This window comes from Prolinoborus fasciculus (assembly GCF_056724605.1).
In genome coordinates, this window is the sequence record NZ_JBWZQN010000035.1 from 1 (window position 1) to 19,573 (window position 19,573).

General features: G+C 40.7%; 21 protein-coding genes, 2 tRNA genes and 2 pseudogenes. 16 read left to right on the forward strand and 9 right to left on the reverse strand.

Annotated features, from left to right (window positions below; genetic code table 11):
• Together AC1P5O_RS09560 and AC1P5O_RS09565 are read left to right on the forward strand one after the other, a co-directional pair.
• Positions 1–151 (forward strand): annotated as a pseudogene (locus AC1P5O_RS09560) (IS30 family transposase); the annotation flags it as partial.
• Between the two features lie 7 nt (positions 152–158).
• A pseudogene (locus tag AC1P5O_RS09565) lies at positions 159–326 on the forward strand (IS481 family transposase); the annotation flags it as partial.
• 322 nt (positions 327–648) lie between these two features.
• On the opposite strand, the gene AC1P5O_RS09570 reads toward AC1P5O_RS09565, so the two are convergent.
• Complete coding sequence (locus AC1P5O_RS09570) at positions 649–1,071, reverse strand: Lrp/AsnC family transcriptional regulator (RefSeq protein WP_085064714.1); 423 nt, start codon at positions 1,069–1,071, stop codon at positions 649–651.
• 200 nt (positions 1,072–1,271) lie between these two features.
• Here AC1P5O_RS09570 and AC1P5O_RS09575 point away from each other — a divergent pair, with 200 nt between their 5' ends.
• The 8 genes from AC1P5O_RS09575 (at position 1,272) to AC1P5O_RS09610 (ending at position 11,875) form a co-directional block, all read left to right on the forward strand.
• On the forward strand, positions 1,272–2,543 hold the full coding sequence (locus tag AC1P5O_RS09575) for a Glu/Leu/Phe/Val family dehydrogenase (RefSeq protein WP_085064713.1): 1,272 nt from the start codon (positions 1,272–1,274) through the stop codon (positions 2,541–2,543).
• A 41-nt stretch (positions 2,544–2,584) separates the two neighbouring features.
• Entirely contained in the window at positions 2,585–3,817 is a 1,233-nt protein-coding gene (locus AC1P5O_RS09580) for a bifunctional succinylornithine transaminase/acetylornithine transaminase (RefSeq protein ID WP_165353935.1), read from the forward strand.
• 18 nt (positions 3,818–3,835) lie between these two features.
• Complete coding sequence (gene astA / locus AC1P5O_RS09585; RefSeq protein WP_318270599.1) at positions 3,836–4,885, forward strand: arginine N-succinyltransferase; 1,050 nt, start codon at positions 3,836–3,838, stop codon at positions 4,883–4,885.
• A complete protein-coding gene (gene astD, locus AC1P5O_RS09590) occupies positions 4,876–6,345 on the forward strand; it encodes a succinylglutamate-semialdehyde dehydrogenase (protein ID WP_085064712.1) in 1,470 nt (489 codons plus the stop codon). The genes astA and astD overlap by 10 nt, the downstream gene beginning before the upstream one ends.
• A gap of 14 nt (positions 6,346–6,359) precedes the next feature.
• On the forward strand, positions 6,360–7,703 hold the full coding sequence (gene astB, locus AC1P5O_RS09595) for an N-succinylarginine dihydrolase (protein ID WP_085064711.1): 1,344 nt from the start codon (positions 6,360–6,362) through the stop codon (positions 7,701–7,703).
• Between the two features lie 21 nt (positions 7,704–7,724).
• The gene (astE, locus tag AC1P5O_RS09600) at positions 7,725–8,720 is read left to right on the forward strand and encodes a succinylglutamate desuccinylase (RefSeq protein WP_085064710.1); all 996 of its coding nucleotides are present in this window, start codon (positions 7,725–7,727) and stop codon (positions 8,718–8,720) included.
• A 445-nt stretch (positions 8,721–9,165) separates the two neighbouring features.
• Positions 9,166–10,638, forward strand: coding sequence for an amino acid permease (locus AC1P5O_RS09605; protein WP_085064709.1), 1,473 nt, complete (start codon positions 9,166–9,168; stop codon positions 10,636–10,638).
• 161 nt (positions 10,639–10,799) lie between these two features.
• A protein-coding gene (locus AC1P5O_RS09610; RefSeq protein WP_101627175.1) for an IS3 family transposase occupies positions 10,800–11,875 on the forward strand; the annotation gives its coding sequence in 2 pieces (ribosomal slippage) (positions 10,800–11,052 and positions 11,052–11,875; 1,077 coding nt in all).
• Between the two features lie 29 nt (positions 11,876–11,904).
• Here AC1P5O_RS09610 and AC1P5O_RS09615 read toward each other — a convergent pair.
• The 6 genes from AC1P5O_RS09615 to AC1P5O_RS09640 all read right to left on the reverse strand — a co-directional run bounded on the left by AC1P5O_RS09615 (position 11,905) and on the right by AC1P5O_RS09640 (position 15,601).
• Positions 11,905–12,297, reverse strand: coding sequence for a hypothetical protein (locus AC1P5O_RS09615; RefSeq protein WP_086044324.1), 393 nt, complete (start codon positions 12,295–12,297; stop codon positions 11,905–11,907).
• 272 nt (positions 12,298–12,569) lie between these two features.
• Positions 12,570–13,322 (reverse strand): ATP-binding protein, encoded by a 753-nt coding sequence (locus AC1P5O_RS09620; protein WP_085064707.1) that lies wholly within the window; start codon positions 13,320–13,322, stop codon positions 12,570–12,572.
• 10 nt (positions 13,323–13,332) lie between these two features.
• Entirely contained in the window at positions 13,333–13,881 is a 549-nt protein-coding gene (locus AC1P5O_RS09625) for a DUF1376 domain-containing protein (RefSeq protein ID WP_085064716.1), read from the reverse strand.
• A 68-nt stretch (positions 13,882–13,949) separates the two neighbouring features.
• Positions 13,950–14,198, reverse strand: coding sequence for a hypothetical protein (locus AC1P5O_RS09630; RefSeq protein WP_004905625.1), 249 nt, complete (start codon positions 14,196–14,198; stop codon positions 13,950–13,952).
• Complete coding sequence (locus AC1P5O_RS09635; RefSeq protein ID WP_085064706.1) at positions 14,191–15,372, reverse strand: site-specific integrase; 1,182 nt, start codon at positions 15,370–15,372, stop codon at positions 14,191–14,193. Before AC1P5O_RS09635 ends, AC1P5O_RS09630 begins: the two co-directional genes overlap by 8 nt.
• A gap of 19 nt (positions 15,373–15,391) precedes the next feature.
• Positions 15,392–15,601, reverse strand: a complete 210-nt coding sequence (locus AC1P5O_RS09640; RefSeq protein ID WP_000122748.1) for a hypothetical protein — start codon at positions 15,599–15,601, stop codon at positions 15,392–15,394.
• A gap of 115 nt (positions 15,602–15,716) precedes the next feature.
• Here AC1P5O_RS09640 and AC1P5O_RS09645 point away from each other — a divergent pair, with 115 nt between their 5' ends.
• Positions 15,717–15,944: a helix-turn-helix domain-containing protein gene (locus tag AC1P5O_RS09645; RefSeq protein ID WP_004895349.1), complete on the forward strand. Its 228-nt coding sequence runs from the start codon at positions 15,717–15,719 to the stop codon at positions 15,942–15,944.
• 325 nt (positions 15,945–16,269) lie between these two features.
• On the opposite strand, the gene AC1P5O_RS09650 is transcribed toward AC1P5O_RS09645, so the two are convergent.
• Positions 16,270–16,345: transfer RNA gene (locus AC1P5O_RS09650), tRNA-Gly, on the reverse strand.
• 48 nt (positions 16,346–16,393) lie between these two features.
• Positions 16,394–16,466: transfer RNA gene (locus AC1P5O_RS09655), tRNA-Gly, on the reverse strand.
• A 233-nt stretch (positions 16,467–16,699) separates the two neighbouring features.
• On the opposite strand from AC1P5O_RS09655, the gene AC1P5O_RS09660 reads away from it, so the two are divergent.
• The 5 genes from AC1P5O_RS09660 (at position 16,700) to AC1P5O_RS09680 (ending at position 19,541) form a co-directional block, all read left to right on the forward strand.
• Positions 16,700–17,008 (forward strand): BolA family protein, encoded by a 309-nt coding sequence (locus tag AC1P5O_RS09660; RefSeq protein ID WP_004280957.1) that lies wholly within the window; start codon positions 16,700–16,702, stop codon positions 17,006–17,008.
• Between the two features lie 9 nt (positions 17,009–17,017).
• Complete coding sequence (locus AC1P5O_RS09665; RefSeq protein WP_005265414.1) at positions 17,018–17,410, forward strand: SirB2 family protein; 393 nt, start codon at positions 17,018–17,020, stop codon at positions 17,408–17,410.
• Between the two features lie 96 nt (positions 17,411–17,506).
• On the forward strand, positions 17,507–18,343 hold the full coding sequence (locus AC1P5O_RS09670; protein ID WP_071851250.1) for a ParA family protein: 837 nt from the start codon (positions 17,507–17,509) through the stop codon (positions 18,341–18,343).
• A gap of 13 nt (positions 18,344–18,356) precedes the next feature.
• Positions 18,357–18,749 (forward strand): hypothetical protein, encoded by a 393-nt coding sequence (locus AC1P5O_RS09675; protein WP_005105109.1) that lies wholly within the window; start codon positions 18,357–18,359, stop codon positions 18,747–18,749.
• Positions 18,750–18,947: 198 nt separating this feature from the next.
• Positions 18,948–19,541 (forward strand): hypothetical protein, encoded by a 594-nt coding sequence (locus tag AC1P5O_RS09680; protein ID WP_004732653.1) that lies wholly within the window; start codon positions 18,948–18,950, stop codon positions 19,539–19,541.
• The last annotated feature ends 32 nt before the right edge of the window (positions 19,542–19,573 follow it).

The window sequence follows — 19,573 nt, forward strand, 5'->3', positions numbered from 1 at the left end:
AAATCAGGCAGATCAGCATTATTTAAATCAAGTTGCCATGTCACTGAATACTCGTCCTAGAAAAGCGTTAGATTGGCTTACACCATTAGAGAAATTTGCTCAGCTTGTTGATTATCATAAGACTTTTGAAACTGTCGCACCTCATGTTTGAATTCGCCAAGCTTTATAGCACACTAGAAGAGTTGCAGACGGATCTAGACGACTGGCTGAAATTCTATAATACTGAACGGACTCATCAAGGAAAAATGTGCTGTGGTCGTACACCATTTGAAACTTTACTTGATGGAAAACAAATTTGGGCTGAGAAGAATTTAGCTCAAATTTAACCTGACAGGCACAATAAAAAATGGGTAACTGTCAGATCAGGTTTGAGCTAGTACAAGTTATTTCAAGTTTTTTTCGAATCCTGTATGAATAATAAAGTAGTTTGACTATAGAACTGATTACCGAATTGACTCGTCTACTCAAAACTTTCGAAATAATATTCTATAAAAATACTCTTCTAGGACGATTTTATCGCTTGTCTATCTGCTTCATTTTGATAAAGATCTAATTTCATCTTGATCCCTGTGATTGGAGACTGCGACTTTATAAAAAGCAGTTTTATAGCTTTTCAATATGCATCCACCTGGTTGAGAGGTATAAACATCAGGTCTTGTAAGTGGAAAGTAAAATACTGGTTTCTGTATTGTAAATGCCTGCAATATTCCTGACCTGACCCAAGATCAAATCAAAATTGATTAAACTATCTGCCTGAATTTCGACTAATAAATCCCATTTTCCATTGGTTGTATGCAGGGTTTGTATCGCAGGATTGAGTCTTAACTCTTTAATCACAGATGTGGCTTTGTTTCCCTCTACCATAATACTCATCCAGGCCTGAACTTTGTTGGGGCTGGCATTGGGTTTAATCCTTACCGTATATCCTGTAATGATTCCTGTGGTTTCCATATATTCAATACGTTTTTGAACTGTAGCTCTAGACGTTCTGGTTTTTTGAGCGATTTCAGTAATAGAAATACGTGAATTTTCTCGTAGTAATCCCAGTATTTTGCTGTCTATTTCGTTCATATTGTATTTCTCAATACTCAAATTGATAAAAATTGGATCAAATTAATCATTTTAAAAACTTTTTGTGATCAAATTGATTGTAGATAATAGCTCTACACCTAACAATGCAGTGATTTACGTTGATCAAATAATTTTAACGAATTATTGCATTCAGGCTAGAAACAAAGTGCGATTTTACTAAAAATAGTTAAGGAAAACTGATGTCTGAAGCTGCTAACTCTACTAAATACGATCCTTGGCAAACTTATCTAACTCAAATTGATCGTGTTGCTCCTTATTTAGATTCAAGCCTGGGCAATTATGTGAATACGCTAAAGCGTACCAAAAGATCATTAATTGTTGATGTGCCTATTGTTATGGATGACGGTAGTATTCAGCATTTTGAAGGCTACCGTGTTCACCATAATTTATCTCGTGGGCCAGGCAAAGGTGGTATTCGTTATCATCCAGATGTCGAGCTAAAAGAAGTAATGGCTTTGTCTGCGGGAATGACGATTAAAACAGCCATTTTAAACTTACCATTCGGTGGTGCAAAAGGCGGTATTGCTGTTGATCCGACTAAACTGTCTTTACGAGAATTAGAACGTTTAACGCGTCGTTATACCAGTGAAATTAGTCCATTAATTGGGCCACAAGTGGATATTCCTGCACCTGATATCGGTACCAACCAGCAAATTATGGGCTGGATCATGGATACCTATTCCAGTATCAAAGGACATACTGTGACAGGTGTGGTGACAGGCAAGCCTCTACATTTAGGTGGTTCATTAGGCCGAATTCGGGCAACGGGTCGCGGTGTATTTATTACAGGCTCCGAAATTGCAAAAATTATCAAGTTAGATATTCAAAACTGTAAAGTCGCAATCCAAGGTTTCGGTAATGTCGGTAATGAGGCGGCTTACTTGTTTAATGAGGCCGGTGCGCAGGTGGTTGCGATTCAAGACCATACCGGAACTATTTACGATCCTGAAGGCATTGATATCCGTGCATTACAACAATATGTTGCAGAACATCAGGGTATATATGGCTTCCCTCAGGCAAGCGTAATTTCCAATGACGAGTTCTGGACTGTACCAATGGATATTTTGATTCCTGCGGCTCTAGAAGGTCAAATCACTGCGGAACGTGCACAGAACCTCAGTGCAAAACTGATCCTGGAAGCGGCGAATGGTCCAACACGTCCAGAAGCAGACGATGTGTGTATAAAACGAAATATTACTATTGTTCCTGATGTGCTTTGTAACGCCGGTGGTGTAACTGTCAGTTATTTCGAATGGGTACAAGATATGGCGAGTTATTTCTGGAGCGAATCCGAAATTAATGAACGCCTCGATAAATTAATGGTAAGTGCTGTTGCAGATGTTTGGAAAACATCAGTAGATAAAAAATGTAGCTTGAGAATCGCAGCTTATGTTTTGGCATGTGAGCGTATTTTAAAAGCACGACAAGAACGTGGCATTTTCCCAGGCTAAGCCTAGACCAACCTTAACTTCCTTTTTGAAGCAGAGCTGACATGAATACGAATTTTAAAGCAGATATCACCAATAATCCTGTAACAAGACAGAACTTTAATGACTGGATGGTGCCTGTTTTCGCACCCGCAAATTTTATTCCAGTACGTGGTAAAGGATCTCGGATCTGGGATCAAAATGACAAGGAATATGTTGATTTTGCAGGCGGTATTGCTGTGAATTCACTCGGACATTGTCATCCGGTTGCAGTGTCTGCATTAATTGATCAAGCACAAAAATTATGGCATATCGGTAATGGCTATACCAATGAACCTGTTTTAGAACTGGCAGGCTCAATGGTTGAGAGTACCTTTGCAGATAAAGTCTTTTTCTGTAACTCAGGTGCGGAAGCAAATGAAGCCGCGCTGAAACTGGCACGTAAAGTCGGAACTTTAAGCGGTAATCCGGAAAAGAATGAGATTATTTCTTTTGAAAGTTCATTCCATGGCCGTACGTTGTTTACCGTGACAGCAGGTGGACAGCCAAAATATTCGAAAGACTTCGCACCTTTGCCAAAAGGCATTCAGCATATTGCTTTTAATGATTTAGATGCAGCAAAAGCAGCAATTGGTCCAAATACCTGCGCGGTTATTGTGGAACCGATTCAGGGTGAAGGCGGTGTGATTCCTGCTGATGTTGAATTCCTGAAGGGTTTACGTCAACTGTGTGATGCACAGGGCGCAGTTTTAATTTTTGATGAAGTGCAAACAGGGGTAGGGCGTACCGGTGCGTTATATGCCTACATGAACAGTGGCGTCACTCCTGACATCTTAACTACAGCAAAAGCCTTAGGTGGTGGTTTCCCAATTGGGGCGATGATGACCACGGACCATTTTGCCAATATGTTTGCCGTAGGTGATCATGGCACGACTTATGGCGGCAATCCTTTGGGCTGCGTAGTTGCAGGTGCAGTATTTAATTTTGTCAAGCAAGAGCATGTTCTGCAAGGCGTGAAACAGCGTGAGCAGTATTTCCTGCAACGCCTGAATGAGATCAATAGCAAATATCCATTATTTAAAGAATGCCGTGGTCAAGGTCTGCTGCTTGGTTGTGAATTGAAAGATGAATATAAAGGTCAGGCGAAGCAGATTGTAAATCTGGCAGCGGAAGAAGGCTTGTTGGCTTTGGTTGCTGGGGTCAGCGTGGTTCGTTTTACTCCCTCCTTGATCATTCCAATTGAAGATATTGAAGAAGGTTTAAATCGTTTTGAAAAAGCTTTAGCCAAGTTTCAATAATATTCAAAGGAAGTCTATATGATGATGCGTATTCGCTATGTTCAACCTGGGGATCTAGAAGACATTTACCAGTTGGCAGAAAAAGCCGGCTTTGGTCTGACGTCTTTACAGCCGCATCGTGAAAAGCTGTTGGCACGTATCCAGCGTGCCTGCGATACAGTCCAGGGTCTGACTAAAAAAGCGGACCAGGTCTATTTATTTGTACTAGAAGATACGCAGATAAATAAAGTTGTGGGTTTGTGCGGCATTGAAGTGGCTTTGGGTTTAAGTGAGCCTTGGTATAACTTCCATGTGGGAACACAAGTACATACCTCAAGTGCTTTAGGTGTATATAAGGCTTTGCCTACTTTGTTTTTAAGTAATGACCATACCAATTGCAGTGAATTATGTACGTTGTTTCTGGATCCGGATTACCGTAAAAACTCGAATGGTAAGTTCTTGTCTAAAATTCGCTTTTTGTTTATTGCGGCATTTCAGTCTTTGTTTGAAAAGAAAATTGTGGCAGAAATGCGCGGCTTTTCAGATGAAAAAGGCGAGTCTCCATTTTGGGATGCGGTCGGTCACAAGTTCTTTAATATTGAATTTAATAAAGCCGACTACTTAAGTGGCACAGGGCAAAAAGCGTTTATTGCCGAATTGATGCCACGTTACCCACTGTATATTGATATGTTGCCCGAAGAGGCACAAGCGGTGATCGGTAAAGTTCATCCAAATACAGTTCCTGCAAGTAAACTCCTGTACGAAGAAGGCTTACGTTATCAAGGTTATGTAGATATTTTTGATGGCGGTGCAACGCTGGAAGCCGATGTTGAAAACCTGAGAGCAATGAAGCAAAGCCAGTCAGTTCAGGTCAAAATTGTTGATCAGGTATCTTCAGCACTGTCGAGCGGTCCGATGATTGTCGCCAACGATGATTACAATGACTATAAAGCTATTCTAGTGGCGCATTGTCCTGAAAATGCAGTATTGCAACTCACTGCAAGTGAGGCTGCTCAGTTAGAGGTTCAAGATGGCGGTCATGTCCGCTTGTTATCTGTAAATGTAAGTGGAGAGAAAGCATGTCTTTAGGTTCGGTTTTTATTCAAGGTCAATGGCGTGCGGCACAAGGTCAACCCTTTGTGAAAACGAATCCAGTGGGCAAGGCACAAATTTGGGCAGGCCAAGAAGCGACTGCTGAAGATGTGCAACTGGCGAGTGAATCTGCACGTCAAGCATTTCCACAATGGGCAGTCACTCCACTTGAACAGCGCATACAAATTGTAGAAGAGTTTGCGCGTTTGCTGAAAGAAAACCAGCAGCATCTGGCAGAAGTAATCAGCCAGGAAACCAGCAAGCCGTTGTGGGAAACCTTAACTGAAGTCCAGGCGATGATTGGCAAAGCCGCGATTTCAATTCGCGCCTATCAGCAACGCACCGGTGAAAGTTCAACCGACATGCCGGACGGAAAAGCGACTTTACGCCATCGCCCGCATGGGGTGCTTGCTGTTTTTGGACCTTATAATTTTCCTGGTCATTTACCCAATGGTCATATTATTCCAGCCTTGCTGGCAGGCAACTGCATTCTGTTTAAGCCGAGCGAATTAACGCCGTGGACCGCAGAAGAAACCCTTAAGTTATGGCAAAAAGCCGGTCTGCCAAACGGTGTGATCAATCTGTTACAAGGCGGACGCAGCACAGGCGAAGCTTTGGCCAGTGCCACAGATGTCGATGGGATCCTGTTTACAGGCAGTGCCAATACCGGCTATCACTTACACAAGTTGATTGCAGGGCAGCCAGAAAAAATTCTGGCTTTGGAGATGGGTGGTAATAATGCCCTGATTGTCGATGATGTAAGCGATATTGATGCTGCAGTTCATCTCGCGATTCAATCTGCATTTGTGTCTGCAGGTCAACGTTGTACGTGTGCGCGTCGCATTATTGTTAAACAAGGTGCCGTGGGCGATCAATTTATTCAACGCTTTGTTGAGGTAGCGAAAAATCTCAAGATTGGTGCATGGAATGATCATGATCAACCGTTTATGGGCGGTGTGATTTCATCTCAGGCAGCGCAGTCATTACTTGAAGCTCAGCAAAAACTGCTTGCTTTGGGTGCAACCCCGCTGGCGGAAATGCAGTTACTGGCTGCAGATAGCACCTTGCTCAGTGCGGGGATTTTGGATGTTTCCAAAGTAACGGATATTCCAGATGAAGAATATTTTGGTCCACTGACAAAAATCTATCGTTATCAGGATTTTGACGAAGCATTAAAGCTTGCGAATCAGACACGTTTTGGTTTGGCCGTTGGCTTGATTTCTCCAGATCGGGAATTGTATGAACGTTTACTGATCTCTGCACGCGCAGGTATTGTCAACTGGAATAAACCTCTGACCGGCGCATCCAGTGCGGCACCTTTCGGCGGTATCGGGGCGTCAGGTAACCATCGTCCAAGTGCGTTCTATGCTGCAGATTACTGTGCATGGCCAATGGCTTCTTTAGAAACTGAAACCATTGAATTACCAGAAAAATTATCACCAGGTATCAGTTTCTAATTTGGAGTAAGTGTATGTTGGGATTTGAAGTTAATTTTGATGGTTTAGTCGGTCCTACGCATCATTATGCGGGACTTTCTTTTGGCAATGAAGCTTCATTCAAAAATCAAAAATTGATTTCAAATCCCAAGCTTGCTGCAAAGCAGGGTTTACAAAAAATGAAAGCAATGGCGGATATGGGGCTGAAACAAGCTGTTTTACCGCCACATGAACGACCAATGCTTTCAGAATTACGCCGTTTAGGCTTTGGTGGTCAAGATAAACATTTAATTGAGCAGGCATATCGCCAAGCACCTGAACTTCTATCCGCTTTATATTCAGCCTCACCGATGTGGGCCGCCAATGCAGCGACTGTCAGTCCATCGGCAGATACAGCAGACCAAAAAATTCATTTCACGAGTGCAAATTTGTGTTCGAATTATCATCGGTCAATTGAACATTTAACAACACAACGAATATTGAAACGTATTTTTCAAGATGAACAATATTTTGTCCATCATGAAGCTTTGCCAAGTGTCCCTCTATTTGGTGACGAAGGTGCAGCTAACCATTTACGTTTTGCTCAAGATTATGCTCATTCTGGGATTGAAGTTTTTGTTTATGGCCAGCATTTTTTCAAAACAGACCAGGTCCGTGTCAGTAAATATCCGGCAAGACAAACTTTAGAAGCATGCCAGGCTGTTGCACGTTTGCATCAGCTCGATACAGAAAAAACCTTATTTTTCCAACAGAACCCCGATGTAATTGATTTGGGTGTTTTTCATAATGATGTCATTTCTGTAAATAATAAAAATGTATTCCTGGTGCATGAAAAAGCATTTTTAAATCAGAAAATAATGCTGAATGAATTGGCAGAAAAATTACAACATCAAAATCAGAGCCTTGAACTGATTCAAGTGCCAGATCAATGTGTCAGTGTCAAAGATGCTGTGCAGTCTTATTTATTTAATAGCCAGATTGTGAGTCGTCCCGATGGGGGCATGAGTATCATTCTTCCAGAAGAGGCTCGTGAAAATCAGGCCGTTTGGAATTATGTACAGCAGACTTTATTACAAGACAGCCAGATCGATGATGTTCAAGTATTTCATTTAAGAGAAAGTATGCGTAATGGCGGCGGACCTGCTTGCCTTCGTCTACGTGTTGCGATGAATCAAGATGAACTGGCGGCTGTGCATCAACCGGTTTTATTGACTGACAGTTTATGCAACAGCCTCAACCAATGGGTAGATCGTCATTATCGTGATCGATTGTCAGCACAAGATTTAATCGACCCCCAACTCATATTGGAAAGTCAAATTGCGCTGGATGAGTTAAGTCAGATTCTGGAGTTGGGAGCGATTTATTCATTTCAATTTTAACTAGAGAGATGTATGTAACTTATGGAAGATTTTTTAAAGTTAACCCTAGATGGTTCTGAACCTGAGATTAAAAGCGGACATAACAAATTTCTAGAATGGCATTGGCTTGCTGAAGGTATTTTACAATTCATACCGAAAGTGGCTCATAAAAAAGCCATTATTCTTTCAGCAGGAATTCATGGCAATGAAACTGCACCGATTGAAATATTAAACCAAATATGTAGTGATTTAATTCAAGAAAAATTAGCATTAAAAGAACAGGTTCTGGTTATTTTTGGTCATCCTGCTGCCATGCGTGTGGGACAGCGCTATCTAGACAATGATTTAAACCGCATGTTTTGCGCTGAATTAAAATCTCCAGTAGATGATCTGGAAAATAAGCGCGCGTTACAGCTCGAACAGTCAGTTGAAAAATTCTTTCATCAGCAACCGCACGACGTATCTTTCTATCATTATGATTTGCACACCGCTATTCGTAGCTCTCTCATGAGTACTTTTGCACTGATTCCATTTCAAAAACATGCCTATGATTCAGAATTATTTTCTAATTTGGCTGCCGCAAAGCTAGATGCAATCGTGCTTCATAGTAGTGCAGGAAAAACATTTTCTAGCTATACCAGTGAATATTTTGGTGCACATAGCTGTACTTTGGAACTGGGCAAAGCCAAACCATTTGCTACAAATAACTTATCTGACTTTAAATCGACCGATTTAATGTTACGTGCACTGATTTGTGCTCAAGAAAATAATAATAATTTAAAAAATAAAATTCGATATTTTAAAGTAATCGATAGCATTATTAAAAAAGATGATGACTTTAAGTTAAATGTAGACAAAACAGCACCGAATTTTACTTTATTTAGCAAAGGACAAATAATAGCCGAACAGAATAGTGGAAATTATGTTGTTAATCTGGAAAAGGTCTGGATATTATTTCCAAATCCTGAGGTAAAAAAGGGACTTAGGGCAGGATTATTAATAGATGAAATTCATTATACCAATGAGGTATTTTCTTAATACCTCATTGGTATTATAAGGATATATCTTTATTATTATATAATTAATTAGAACTTTATATGATGATTTTATAGGATATTGATTCTTATTATTTTACTTATTTAGATTGAATTTATTGGGATCATATCCTGATTACTTTGTTCTAGTATATAAGTATTCATATGGACTTATTAAAAAATGGAGAATAATTTTTATTGGCATAATAAATGCATAACATTTTCGATATATCTGGATTGATTTTATTATCGGTCTAGGTTGGCATGATAATCATTGTATTATATTTGTTAATTGTATTTTTGAATATTTTAAATATATTGACTTTATTTTAATTTGATTAATCTTGCCTCTCAAATATAGAGAATAAGTTTTGCTTTTTATTTTTCAATAAAATTTATTATTGGCAAGGATTATTTATAACTTAGGTTATAAATTGGAGTAGTCATTTATGACAAATAATGAAGGTAAGCCATTTCTAAAAGGAGAACTTCTTGGCAGTCAGCATATGACTGATCAAGATGAGGAAAAATTACAGCGATCCTTAACCAATCGGCATATTCAAATGATTGCGATTGGTGGCGCAATTGGTACAGGTTTATTTATGGGGTCAGGAAAAACACTCAGTGTTTCAGGTACCTCCATTATTTTGACTTATATCATTATTGGTTTTTTCTTTTTTTTCGTGATGCGAGCGATGGGAGAGTTATTACTTTCTAATACCAACTACAAAACCTTTGCAGATTTTGCCACAGTATATTTAGGACCGTGGGCTGGATTTTTCATCGGCTGGTCCTATTGGTTGAACTGGATTATTACCGCCATTGTTGATGTGATTGTCATCGGGGGGTATACCCAATTTTGGTACCCTGACATACCGGTCTGGATTCCGGCTTTTGGCTCCTTGGTCATCTTAACCTTACTGAATTTTGTTGCAGTAAGAATCTTTGGTGAAATGGAGTTCTGGTTTGCCCTAATCAAGATTATTGCGATTGTTTTATTCTTATGCGTTGGTTTATACCTGATTTTGATTAGCTTTGTATCACCGAGTGGTGTTCAGGCATCTTTAAGCCATGCAATTGAAAAGGGTTCGATGTTTCCCTATGGTGTTATGGGGTTTTTAGCCGGTTTCCAAATCGCAGTCTTTGCCTTTGTCGGGATTGAGTTGGTGGGAACCACAGCAGCAGAGACCAAAGATCCCCATAAATCATTACCACGTGCGATTAACTCTATTCCTGTCCGAATTTTATTGTTCTATATCGGTGCCTTACTATGCATTATTGCAGTTACTTCATGGTCACAGGTTTCACCGGATAAAAGTCCATTTGTTGAAATGTTTACGTTAGTGGGTTTGCCAGTTGCCGCAGGTGTAGTGAATTTTGTGGTAGCAACCTCAGCATTGTCTTCTGCTAATAGTGGTATTTTTGCAACCAGCCGTATGCTGTATGGCTTGTCAGTCGACAAGGATGCGCCAAAAAGTTTCAGCAAATTGTCTAAAAGCAAAGTACCACTGAATAGTTTGTTCTTTTCAATGTTTTGCGTTGTGATTGGGACATCTATTTTATTTATTGTTCCAGATGTGATGACGGCATTTACCATTGTTTCCGCACTCACGTCCATTTTATGTATTTTCACTTTTGCACTCATTATCTTGTCTTATATCGCTTACCGTAAACAAGCACCTGAAGTACATGCTGTGTCTGCCTATAAAATGCCAGGTGGTGTACCGATGGCCTGGATTACATTTGCTTTCTTGTTATTTACTGTGGTGATTCTCGCATTGGATCATGACACCTTGATTGCACTTCTGGTTTCTCCAATCTGGTTTGGAGGATTATTTATAGCGTATCGTTATAAGCGTCGTAAAATTTTAATTCATACAGCGTTGGTGCAGAATCAGATCGAAGCTAAAAAAATAAGCTAAGTATTTTTTGAGTCAAGCTTGATTGATATTTACTATTCAAAACTGAATGGTAAATATCAATGAAAATTATTATAAAAAAGATGATGAGTCGGTAATGCTCCCTAAAAATAATTGAACTTAAAAGTAGAAAATCGAATAGCCTTGATCTAAGGAGATTTTCTATGAAAACATCTAAATATTCGGACAGCTTAATCATGAGTATTTTGAAGCAAGCTGAAGCAGGTACTCCAGTGCCTAATCTATGCCGAGAACATGGCATGAGTTCTGCCACTTTTTACAAATGGAAGTCCAAATATGGCGGCATGGATCTTTCCATGATGACTCGACTTAAAGAGCTAGAGACAGAAAATGCCCGCCTAAAGCGCATGTATGCGGATGAACGTCTTAAAGCAGACATTCTTCAGGATGCACTGTCAAAAAAGTTATAAGGCCAACGCAACGCAAGTCACTTGCTCAACAAGCCGTTGAGCAATATAAGATATCAGTGAATAAGGCCTGTCTCATATTCCAAGTCAGTCAAACCTGTTATCGCTATATAGCTCAATTGAAGGAGCAGAATATGGTTATTGCAGATTGGCTGATTAAGCTCACCAATGAGAATAAGACTTGGGGATTTAAGCTTTGCTTTTTGTACCTGCGTAATGTCCAAGGCTACCCTTGGAATCACAAGCGTATTTATCGCATTTATAAGGAGCTTGAGCTTAACCTTCGGATTAAACCCAACAAACGCATTAAACGGATAAAGCCTGAAACTCTTGCAGTACCAGAAGCGCAGAATGAATCATGGTCAATGGACTTTATGCACGATCAACTCAGTGATGGCCGCAGTTACCGTGTGCACAACGTCATTGATGACTATAACCGTGAGTCATTAGATATCTTGATTGACTTCTCCTTACCCGCCGAACGAGTACTTCGAGGGTTGGATCAACTCATCGAATGGCGAGGTAAACCAAAACGAATCCGAAGTGACAATGGACCAGAGTACATCAGTGATTTAATGGAGGCATGGTGTAAGCAGCATGAAATTGAGCATGTATTTACCCAGCCTGGCAATCCACAACAAAATGCGTATGTAGAACGCTTCAATCGGACAGTACGTTATGAATGTTTAAATCAATATTTATTTCGAGAACTTGAAGATGTTCAAGACTATACAACAGCATGGCAACACTTTTATAATCATCAACGACCTCATATGTCAGTTGATGGTAAACCACCTAAATTTAAACAATGATAAAGGCTTCGGTTTTTCTACTCATTAACTCAATTAAAAATGGGGGTATTACCATAAGGATCTGGTTTTAGATTATTCATATAAGTCATTACATCTTTTGCTTGATCCGAAGTAATCAAGTCACCAAGATCTTTTAAGCCTTTTTTCATTTCTGCTTCCGTGACTGGCTTGCGGTTGAGAGCCTCTTGTCTTGATTTTTCCATTTGGCGTTTATTTTCCCTTTCGCGCATCTGATTTTCATAGCCACGTTGAGCCTGAATCGTCTGAACTCGCTGTGCATCCTGCGTTTGTCGTTCCATCAAACGCTGTGTTTCCATATGCCCTCTGTTAATCACCTCTTGAGCATCATATGCAAAGACAGCTGTAACTGGAGATACTAGAATACATGCAAGCAAGATTTTATTTAAAGATTTCATATTCATTTTTTCTCATAATTTAGTTGTTAAACAACCCTTCATTATGTGTGAAAGGGTAGTACATATATTGACAGATATACGTACTATTCAATAAAGAAATTGGTACTCAGCTAGACTTTTTTCAGTTTAATGACGCGATAGGTAGCTTATCAAAATTTAAACCAAGTGAAACACAGCATTCACTTATAGATTACCGCCTACTCTCCTAATAAAGGAGTTAAATATTTGACGTTTAAGTTGTTTATAAAGAGGCGGTTCATTTGAACCGCCTCAGATATTTAATAAATGTTATTGAACCGCTGATCCTCCCAATAACACGGCACTACAATTAAATTGTTTTCATGCAACCGTGACCATAATCGGACACCTAAATCCCGCTGTATATTCTGAAGTGTGAAATTGGAAATTAGCAGCGTGGACTTCATGTTGTCGTAACGGCTATATAAGACCTTATGCACCATTTCTAGGCGTTTCTCATGCCGGTCATGCAAGCCATATTCATCAATCACCAATAAATCAAAACCGGAGAAATGCTCGATAACTTCCTTTTCAGAGCGTGAAGCATCTGACCAGGTGTCCATCATTTTTTGAGCAATTTCTGCACTGGTATAGTAGCGTGCAGATTTTGTACTGTTATGTAGAATGTTGCGAATAATTGATGCACTCAGATGGGTTTTGCCTGTACCTGGTGTACCAATCATCAACATGTTCGGGTTGTGGTCAGAAATAATCTGCTGTGCAAAAGCCTGGCATAGCTTGATGGCATTGTCTTGTGCAGGACATGCAACTACATAATTCTTGAAGCCACGATCCAGGTAGCGTTTATTGAGCCCTGAGTTTTTGATTTTCTGTTGTAGCAATCGCTGTTGCAGTTCATCTGCATAGGCTGCATGTGAGTGATGGACGTTTTCTTTTGCACACAATTTACAGAGCCTGTGGCCGGCAATTTCCATCAGGGGCATATGATGGGTAGGGCAGAGTGTTTCTGTTGTTTCTACGTGAAACTGGAGCGTTTTAAGCATGGTATTCATGATCATTCTCCTAAATCCATTTTGAATTTTCTAAAAAACTCTCATTTTTTTCTTCAAAATTTGAAGATGAAGATGAAGATGAAGATGAAGATGAAGATGAAGATGAAGGGCATGGTTCAAGCATGACTTGAGTAATACTCGGGCTCTTCTCAGGAGCTGCTTGAGCATTTACTTTTCGTTGCTTAGCTGATGCTTGAGCATTACTTGCGGATTTTCCCCAACGTGCTTGAGCTGCATTTTTAGCTTTATCAGATTTCATTTGCTGATTTTGCAATGCCTGGCTTTTTAAACTGGTTAAAAAACTTGAATGAATTTGCTCAGATTCGATTTCAAACAATTCCAGGGCTATTAGCGTATTCAACAAAGTTTTAGCCTTGGTATGTTGCGATAATTTTGTGATGCTACATACCGTAGCTAGGTCGTGAGGAATAGCACCATTTTTCCAGAAATCCATCATTAACAGCAGTGCCGCACCAATTTGTTCTGCTGTCATTCGTGCAAATTTCGCCTGTAAGTCGCCGATATAGAGTGGCATCCAAATTGAAATATGTTTATGCATGTGTTCACCTTTTTTATAGGTATAGAGGGCTAAGGTCATCAATCAGATGACCTTGTATATTTATTTGATCAGGGAGCTAAGCTCATTAACCGGAGGCGAGCCTGTTGAGCCAAGTCATCGTAATGGGCTTGCCCTTCATCCAGCATTCGCTGTAGCCACAGTCTTAACGCCTGGTGATCATCGAAGCATTTGTTGATCTCCAACAAAAACGCCAGATTGTGCAGTTTGGGAATGTGTAGCTCATGGATTAATTCACGAGCCACCATATCTGCTTCAGGACTGACGACCACACCACCAAAGAAAGCTTTACTATTCATGTGCAAGCTCCTCTGTATTTAGTCGCTCCAACATGGCTTCAAATGCACTGCCATCACGACGGGTAACATTGGGGATGTAACGGCTATAGACCCGGAATAGCATTTCAGTCGTTGAATGTCCCAATTGACGTGCGATCCATTCCGGATTCTCTCCTGCCGACAGCCAGAGCGTTGCTGCTGTATGACGTGTTTGGTAGGCTCTTCTAGGCTTTAATCCTAGAAAGCGCAAGATCGGATGCCAGACACGTTTATTCACCAGACGATAATCGAGAGGTCCACCGTCACGATTACAGAATACAAACTCTGATTTACCATTATTTAAGCTTTTCTGTTGCAGAAAAGCTTGGTAAACCCGGTCATTCATCTGGATCGTGCGGTCAGAGCCATAAGTTTTGGTTCCACCAAGAACACCATTCACTAACGCTTCTCTGATATGGATTTCACGACGCTGTAAGTCGATATTTTTCCATTGCAGACCATCGATTTCACTGGTACGCATACCCGTAAAAAAGCGAATGGTGTAATAGGGGCGGAAGTCTTCACGCACCGTGGTAAGAATTTTATGCACCTCTTCCAGAGAAAAAGGTGTGACTTCAATCTTGCTTTCCTTCAGATTGTTAATATTTTTATAAGGCGACTCAAACTCGTATCGTTCAGCCGCATCATTGAGTATCATACGTAAAGGCGTCATGATTTGATTAATCCGCGATGCTTTCAGACTTGTTTGATCTTTTCCGTGTGTCACTTTGGCGAGGGAAGCACGGAAGTTCAGCAAGTCTGACTTCTTGATTTTCGAGAGAACCTGATTACCAAAAGCAGGAATCAAATAATTTTTAATAATAATTGAAACCTTTTGTTGATAAGAAGTTCTCCATTCAACTTGTTTTTGTTTAAACCACACTTCAGTAAACTCTTTAAAAAGAGGAACCTTAGTTTGTACAGCGATTTGCTGACTTCTTTTTTCCTTAAAATCATCGACACGTTTACTTTTTGGAAAGTACTTTTCGTATTCAAAAGTGCCCAGTGTGATTTCTGCCTCAAGCTGTTCGAGACGTTTTTTCAAAATGCGACGGTTATAGGCATTGTCTTCAAGATTGGTTGTTTCTCTGCAACGAATGCCCATGTAGCGAAAGTCGGCAATCAGTTTGCCACTTCGTTCCCGGATGGTAGCCATCAGTTAAACCTCCTAAGCCTTATTGCAAGGCATCCATGCTTAAACCAGTGAATTTAAGCATTTCAGTTTCAATACGTTCCCAAACAAAAAGAATTTTGCGGCCACCAAAAGGACGGATGTAGTGAACACCTTCAATGAAGACACTGTCTTTCAGCTGGTTGCGAATGGTACGAGCGTCGTACTGGATTTTTTCAGCCAGTTGCTGGGCTGTGAGATAGGTATATGACATAATTGTATTCCTAGCGTAATTCATCGGATGTAAGGAATTTTTCATCCTTAGACCTAAAATAACCTCAAATTTAATTAAATGCAATTAAATTTTCATTGTATTAGAGGAAAAATTAATGGTTATTTGTAAGCTACCAATATTGTTGGCTGAAAGAAAAATGCGTGTAGCTGACTTAATTCGTGGCACAGGCATTAATAAGACAACTTTGCATAAGCTTTATAATGGCGAATTGACTCGAATTGATTTGGAGACCATCGATCGAATTTGTGATTATTTGGATGTACAGGTAGGGGATTTATTTGTTTTTGAAAAAGACAATAAAGAACAATCTGTTAGTGAATAGTTTGGTCACAAATGGTCACATCAAAAAGTGAAATGGTCACAAATTATTGATCATTTGGTAAAAAATACCTTGTTTGGAAGAGAACAGGGTGATTTTTTGCCTTCAAAAAAGCTCTGAAAGTGGTGATCGATTGAGGACATTTAAGGTCAATTGAGACCATCTTTATGGTCGTGGGCACGCCATGGTCACATCTTGGTCACAAAATACAAATTACATTAAGAATATTTTTTATTGAATCGAATAACAAAGGAAGGGGAATTTTCAAAAAATATAATAAAATCAATAAGAAAAAAGCCCCCATCTTGCGATGAGGGCTTTTTGAATCTGGAGCGGGAAAGGAGACTCGAACTCCCGACCCCAACCTTGGCAAGGTTATGCTCTACCAACTGAGCTATTCCCGCGGAGTCTATAAAGTTTTTTAAATGAAAAAACTAAATGAAAAAATTTTGAGCGGGAAAGGAGACTCGAACTCCCGACCCCAACCTTGGCAAGGTTATGCTCTACCAACTGAGCTATTCCCGCATGCCGTGTATAATACAGCATGCAAAAATGTGGTCAACACCTTTGTTAAAAATCTTGCATCAATTGCATAAAATAAAAGCAAAATGCTGTAGATTAGACAATAAATAACCAATATTCATATAGAAATCGATGAAATTTCACCACAATCAACGGATTGCACCTGAACAGATTACCGAAATACTCGGCAGAACAAGGTATACTGGGATTATATTTTTGAAGATTGGAGTCAGGCCATGAGCTTAGAACAACAACTGAAAGATCGTTTGGCGCAATTATCCCCAACCCATTTGGAAGTGGTGAATGAGTCTTCGGGTCATGGTGGTTATTTCCCGGGAAAAGAATCGCATTTTAAAACCGTGATTGTGAGTCAGGCATTTGCCGGTTTGCGCCCCGTCCAGCGTCATCAGAAAGTTTATGCTGCTGCGGGTGATCTGCTGTCAAAAGACAAGATTCATGCGCTGGCCATTCATGCATTTTTGCCTGAAGAATGGGCAGGTCAGGATACGACCAGTCCTGCTTGTGCACACGCACCTAAAAACTAAGAGGAAATGATGGAAACCCAACTTTTAGTCAAGATTATCCATATGTCGGTAGCAGGACTGGCGATTGTCGCCATTCTTGCCCGTGCCTTGACCTTGTTTGTCGGCACACAGGGAAATATGCCTAATCCGTTAGCACGTACAGCGCTAGTCGCTTTACAGCATTTAGCTATCACGGTGATTGCACTGACCGGTATAGTATCGCTCGTCCTGAAAGACTTTGATGTACAGCCTTGGTTCTATGCCAAAGTCATTTTATTTTTGGTGCTGGTGTCCTCGCTAGGCAAAGCCTATAAAAAAGATGATTCGATCTTGCTGTCGCAGCGTCGGGCTGGCTTAGTTATTGCTGTAGTTTCATTGGTGTCTATTCTGGCTTTGGTGATGATCAAGCCGAATTTTGGCTAAAAGCAGGCTGGCTGTGATGATCAGCACAGCCAGTCCATGCAAATAATTAGAAAATACAAATGTTGTAAAAGTAATTAAAAATGTGAGGAGGGGGACATGCGTACACGTGTGGTATTTAATCAAAAGGGTGGGGTAGGCAAGTCGAGTATTACTGTCAATCTGGCAGCGATCAGTGCACATCAGGGTTTAAAAACCTTATTGATTGACCTGGATCCGCAGGCCAACTCTAGCCAGTATGTGCTGGGTGATGATGCGACGTATTCTAGTAACAAGCCGGCACTCGAACCGAATATCGAAAACTATTTTGAAGATGTACTCGGTAATCAGCAAAGCAAGGGCTTGCTTGGTAATGCGATTGGCTCGATTTTAAAAAGTCGTAGCAAAGGTCTGGAAAGCTATGTGCATCAATCTTCTTTTAAACATCTCGATGTCATTCCGGCTAGCCCGACACTGGGTGCATTGGCCTATGCACTGGAGTCCAAGCACAAGATCTACAAGTTACGAGATGCCTTACAACAACTGTCAGGATATTATGATCGGGTGTTTATTGATACACCGCCTGCATTCAATTTCTTTACCCTCTCTGCTCTCATTGCGGCGAACCGTGTGCTGATTCCCTTCGACTGTGACGTGTTTTCTAAACGCGCCCTGCAGACCCTGATTGAAAATGTGATTGAAACTCAGGATGACCATAATGAAGGGCTGGAAATTGAAGGTATTGTCGTCAACCAGTTTCAGGCACAGGCTAAGTTACCGCGTGAAGTGGTACAACAGCTCAAAGATGAAGGGTTGCCGGTCCTCGACAGTATGTTGCCACCGTCGATCTTGATGAAAGAATCTCATCAGAAAAATCAGCCTTTGATTCATTTGGCTACTGATCATAAATTGACTCAGGCCTATCAATCGTTGTTCAATGAGATAGAGCAGAATTAAGATCGAGTTAGCTATGAAACTTGTGAAAATAAGCCTGAGTATTGCTGCACTTGCATTACTGAGTGCCTGTGCAACGCCGGTAAAACCGACTTATGTGTCGCCAACCCTGTATCAGACTTTGGGTTGTTCGCAACTACAGGGTGAATATAACCGTATTCAGCAGTATATCGACAATGGCGTTGAGCCACCGAAACGTACAGGCGTCGGTGTGGGCGTTGGTCTTGGCGGTGGCTGGGGCAGTCGCGGTGGCTGGGGTATTGGCCCGAGTGTTTCAGTCAATATGGGACAGTCATCCGATACCAAAAGAACCGAACTGGCACGGCTTTTAGGCGAGCAGGAAGCGATTGTACAGGCCGCGCGTTATAAGAACTGTCCGATCATCGTTCGGCAGGCGACGCCTAAATAAATCATTCAACATTAAACGGATGAATGCTGACTTCGGGTCGGCATTTTTTTATTGCTTTCACCAAGAATAGGGCGGTTTACATTAAGATAAAACTCACGGGAAATTGACCAGACTGTATATAAATCTGAAATTTATAAGCTTGTTATCACACTCTCATATTGATTAAGCTACAACCTTGGCCCGGAAAAGTTCATTGCGATGATTGAAAATTGGTTATTTGTTTTAGGACTCATTGCTGTACTGATGGTTCCAGGGCCCGCCAATGCCTTGGTGGCTAGTTCTGCTCATCAGCAGGGGCAGGCCAAAACCAGTCTCTATCTTCCTGCCATTTTGCTCGGCTATTTTTATGCCATTAATGTATGGGCCTTGGTGATTCATCTGGCGTCACCGATCTGGCCAAATTTTAAAGGCTTGGTCTATGTGCTGAGTACCATCTGTGTGGGCTGGATGACCTTGCATTTATATAAGGCCCAGCAGTTAGAACGCTACAGCAAGAACCATCCGCAGATTCGCCCCTGGCAAATGTTTACAACTACCCTAAAAAATCCTAAAGCAGCATTGTTGGCCTCTGGAATTTTACCGATGGAAACCTGGCAAAGCCCGACCAACTTCGTTCTGGTTTTTGCTGCCTTTAGCTTGAGTACCGTTCCGGTCGGGATATTCTGGATGGTCTTTGGTCAGGCCATATTGACCAGTCCATCTGAAAAAATAAAAGCCGGCCTCATTTATAAAGGCGCGGCTCTATTTGTCCTGCTTTGTCTCATCCCACTCTTGATCAAGCTCTGGGATTAAACGCACAGGCTGTAAAAGAATCTTAATGTAAA

Excerpts from the sequence above, each read along its gene's own strand:
- AC1P5O_RS09570 (WP_085064714.1), bottom strand. The coding sequence starts at position 1,071 with ATGAACGAAATAGACAGCAAAATACTGGGATTACTACGAGAAAATTCA.
- AC1P5O_RS09575 (WP_085064713.1), top strand. The coding sequence starts at position 1,272 with ATGTCTGAAGCTGCTAACTCTACTAAATACGATCCTTGGCAAACTTAT.
- AC1P5O_RS09580 (WP_165353935.1), top strand. The coding sequence starts at position 2,585 with ATGAATACGAATTTTAAAGCAGATATCACCAATAATCCTGTAACAAGA.
- astA (WP_318270599.1), top strand. The coding sequence starts at position 3,836 with ATGATGATGCGTATTCGCTATGTTCAACCTGGGGATCTAGAAGACATT.
- astD (WP_085064712.1), top strand. The coding sequence starts at position 4,876 with ATGTCTTTAGGTTCGGTTTTTATTCAAGGTCAATGGCGTGCGGCACAA.
- astB (WP_085064711.1), top strand. The coding sequence starts at position 6,360 with ATGTTGGGATTTGAAGTTAATTTTGATGGTTTAGTCGGTCCTACGCAT.
- astE (WP_085064710.1), top strand. The coding sequence starts at position 7,725 with ATGGAAGATTTTTTAAAGTTAACCCTAGATGGTTCTGAACCTGAGATT.
- AC1P5O_RS09605 (WP_085064709.1), top strand. The coding sequence starts at position 9,166 with ATGACAAATAATGAAGGTAAGCCATTTCTAAAAGGAGAACTTCTTGGC.
- AC1P5O_RS09615 (WP_086044324.1), bottom strand. The coding sequence starts at position 12,297 with ATGAATATGAAATCTTTAAATAAAATCTTGCTTGCATGTATTCTAGTA.
- AC1P5O_RS09620 (WP_085064707.1), bottom strand. The coding sequence starts at position 13,322 with ATGAATACCATGCTTAAAACGCTCCAGTTTCACGTAGAAACAACAGAA.
- AC1P5O_RS09625 (WP_085064716.1), bottom strand. The coding sequence starts at position 13,881 with ATGCATAAACATATTTCAATTTGGATGCCACTCTATATCGGCGACTTA.
- AC1P5O_RS09630 (WP_004905625.1), bottom strand. The coding sequence starts at position 14,198 with ATGAATAGTAAAGCTTTCTTTGGTGGTGTGGTCGTCAGTCCTGAAGCA.
- AC1P5O_RS09635 (WP_085064706.1), bottom strand. The coding sequence starts at position 15,372 with ATGGCTACCATCCGGGAACGAAGTGGCAAACTGATTGCCGACTTTCGC.
- AC1P5O_RS09640 (WP_000122748.1), bottom strand. The coding sequence starts at position 15,601 with ATGTCATATACCTATCTCACAGCCCAGCAACTGGCTGAAAAAATCCAG.
- AC1P5O_RS09645 (WP_004895349.1), top strand. The coding sequence starts at position 15,717 with ATGGTTATTTGTAAGCTACCAATATTGTTGGCTGAAAGAAAAATGCGT.
- AC1P5O_RS09660 (WP_004280957.1), top strand. The coding sequence starts at position 16,700 with ATGAGCTTAGAACAACAACTGAAAGATCGTTTGGCGCAATTATCCCCA.
- AC1P5O_RS09665 (WP_005265414.1), top strand. The coding sequence starts at position 17,018 with ATGGAAACCCAACTTTTAGTCAAGATTATCCATATGTCGGTAGCAGGA.
- AC1P5O_RS09670 (WP_071851250.1), top strand. The coding sequence starts at position 17,507 with ATGCGTACACGTGTGGTATTTAATCAAAAGGGTGGGGTAGGCAAGTCG.
- AC1P5O_RS09675 (WP_005105109.1), top strand. The coding sequence starts at position 18,357 with ATGAAACTTGTGAAAATAAGCCTGAGTATTGCTGCACTTGCATTACTG.
- AC1P5O_RS09680 (WP_004732653.1), top strand. The coding sequence starts at position 18,948 with ATGATTGAAAATTGGTTATTTGTTTTAGGACTCATTGCTGTACTGATG.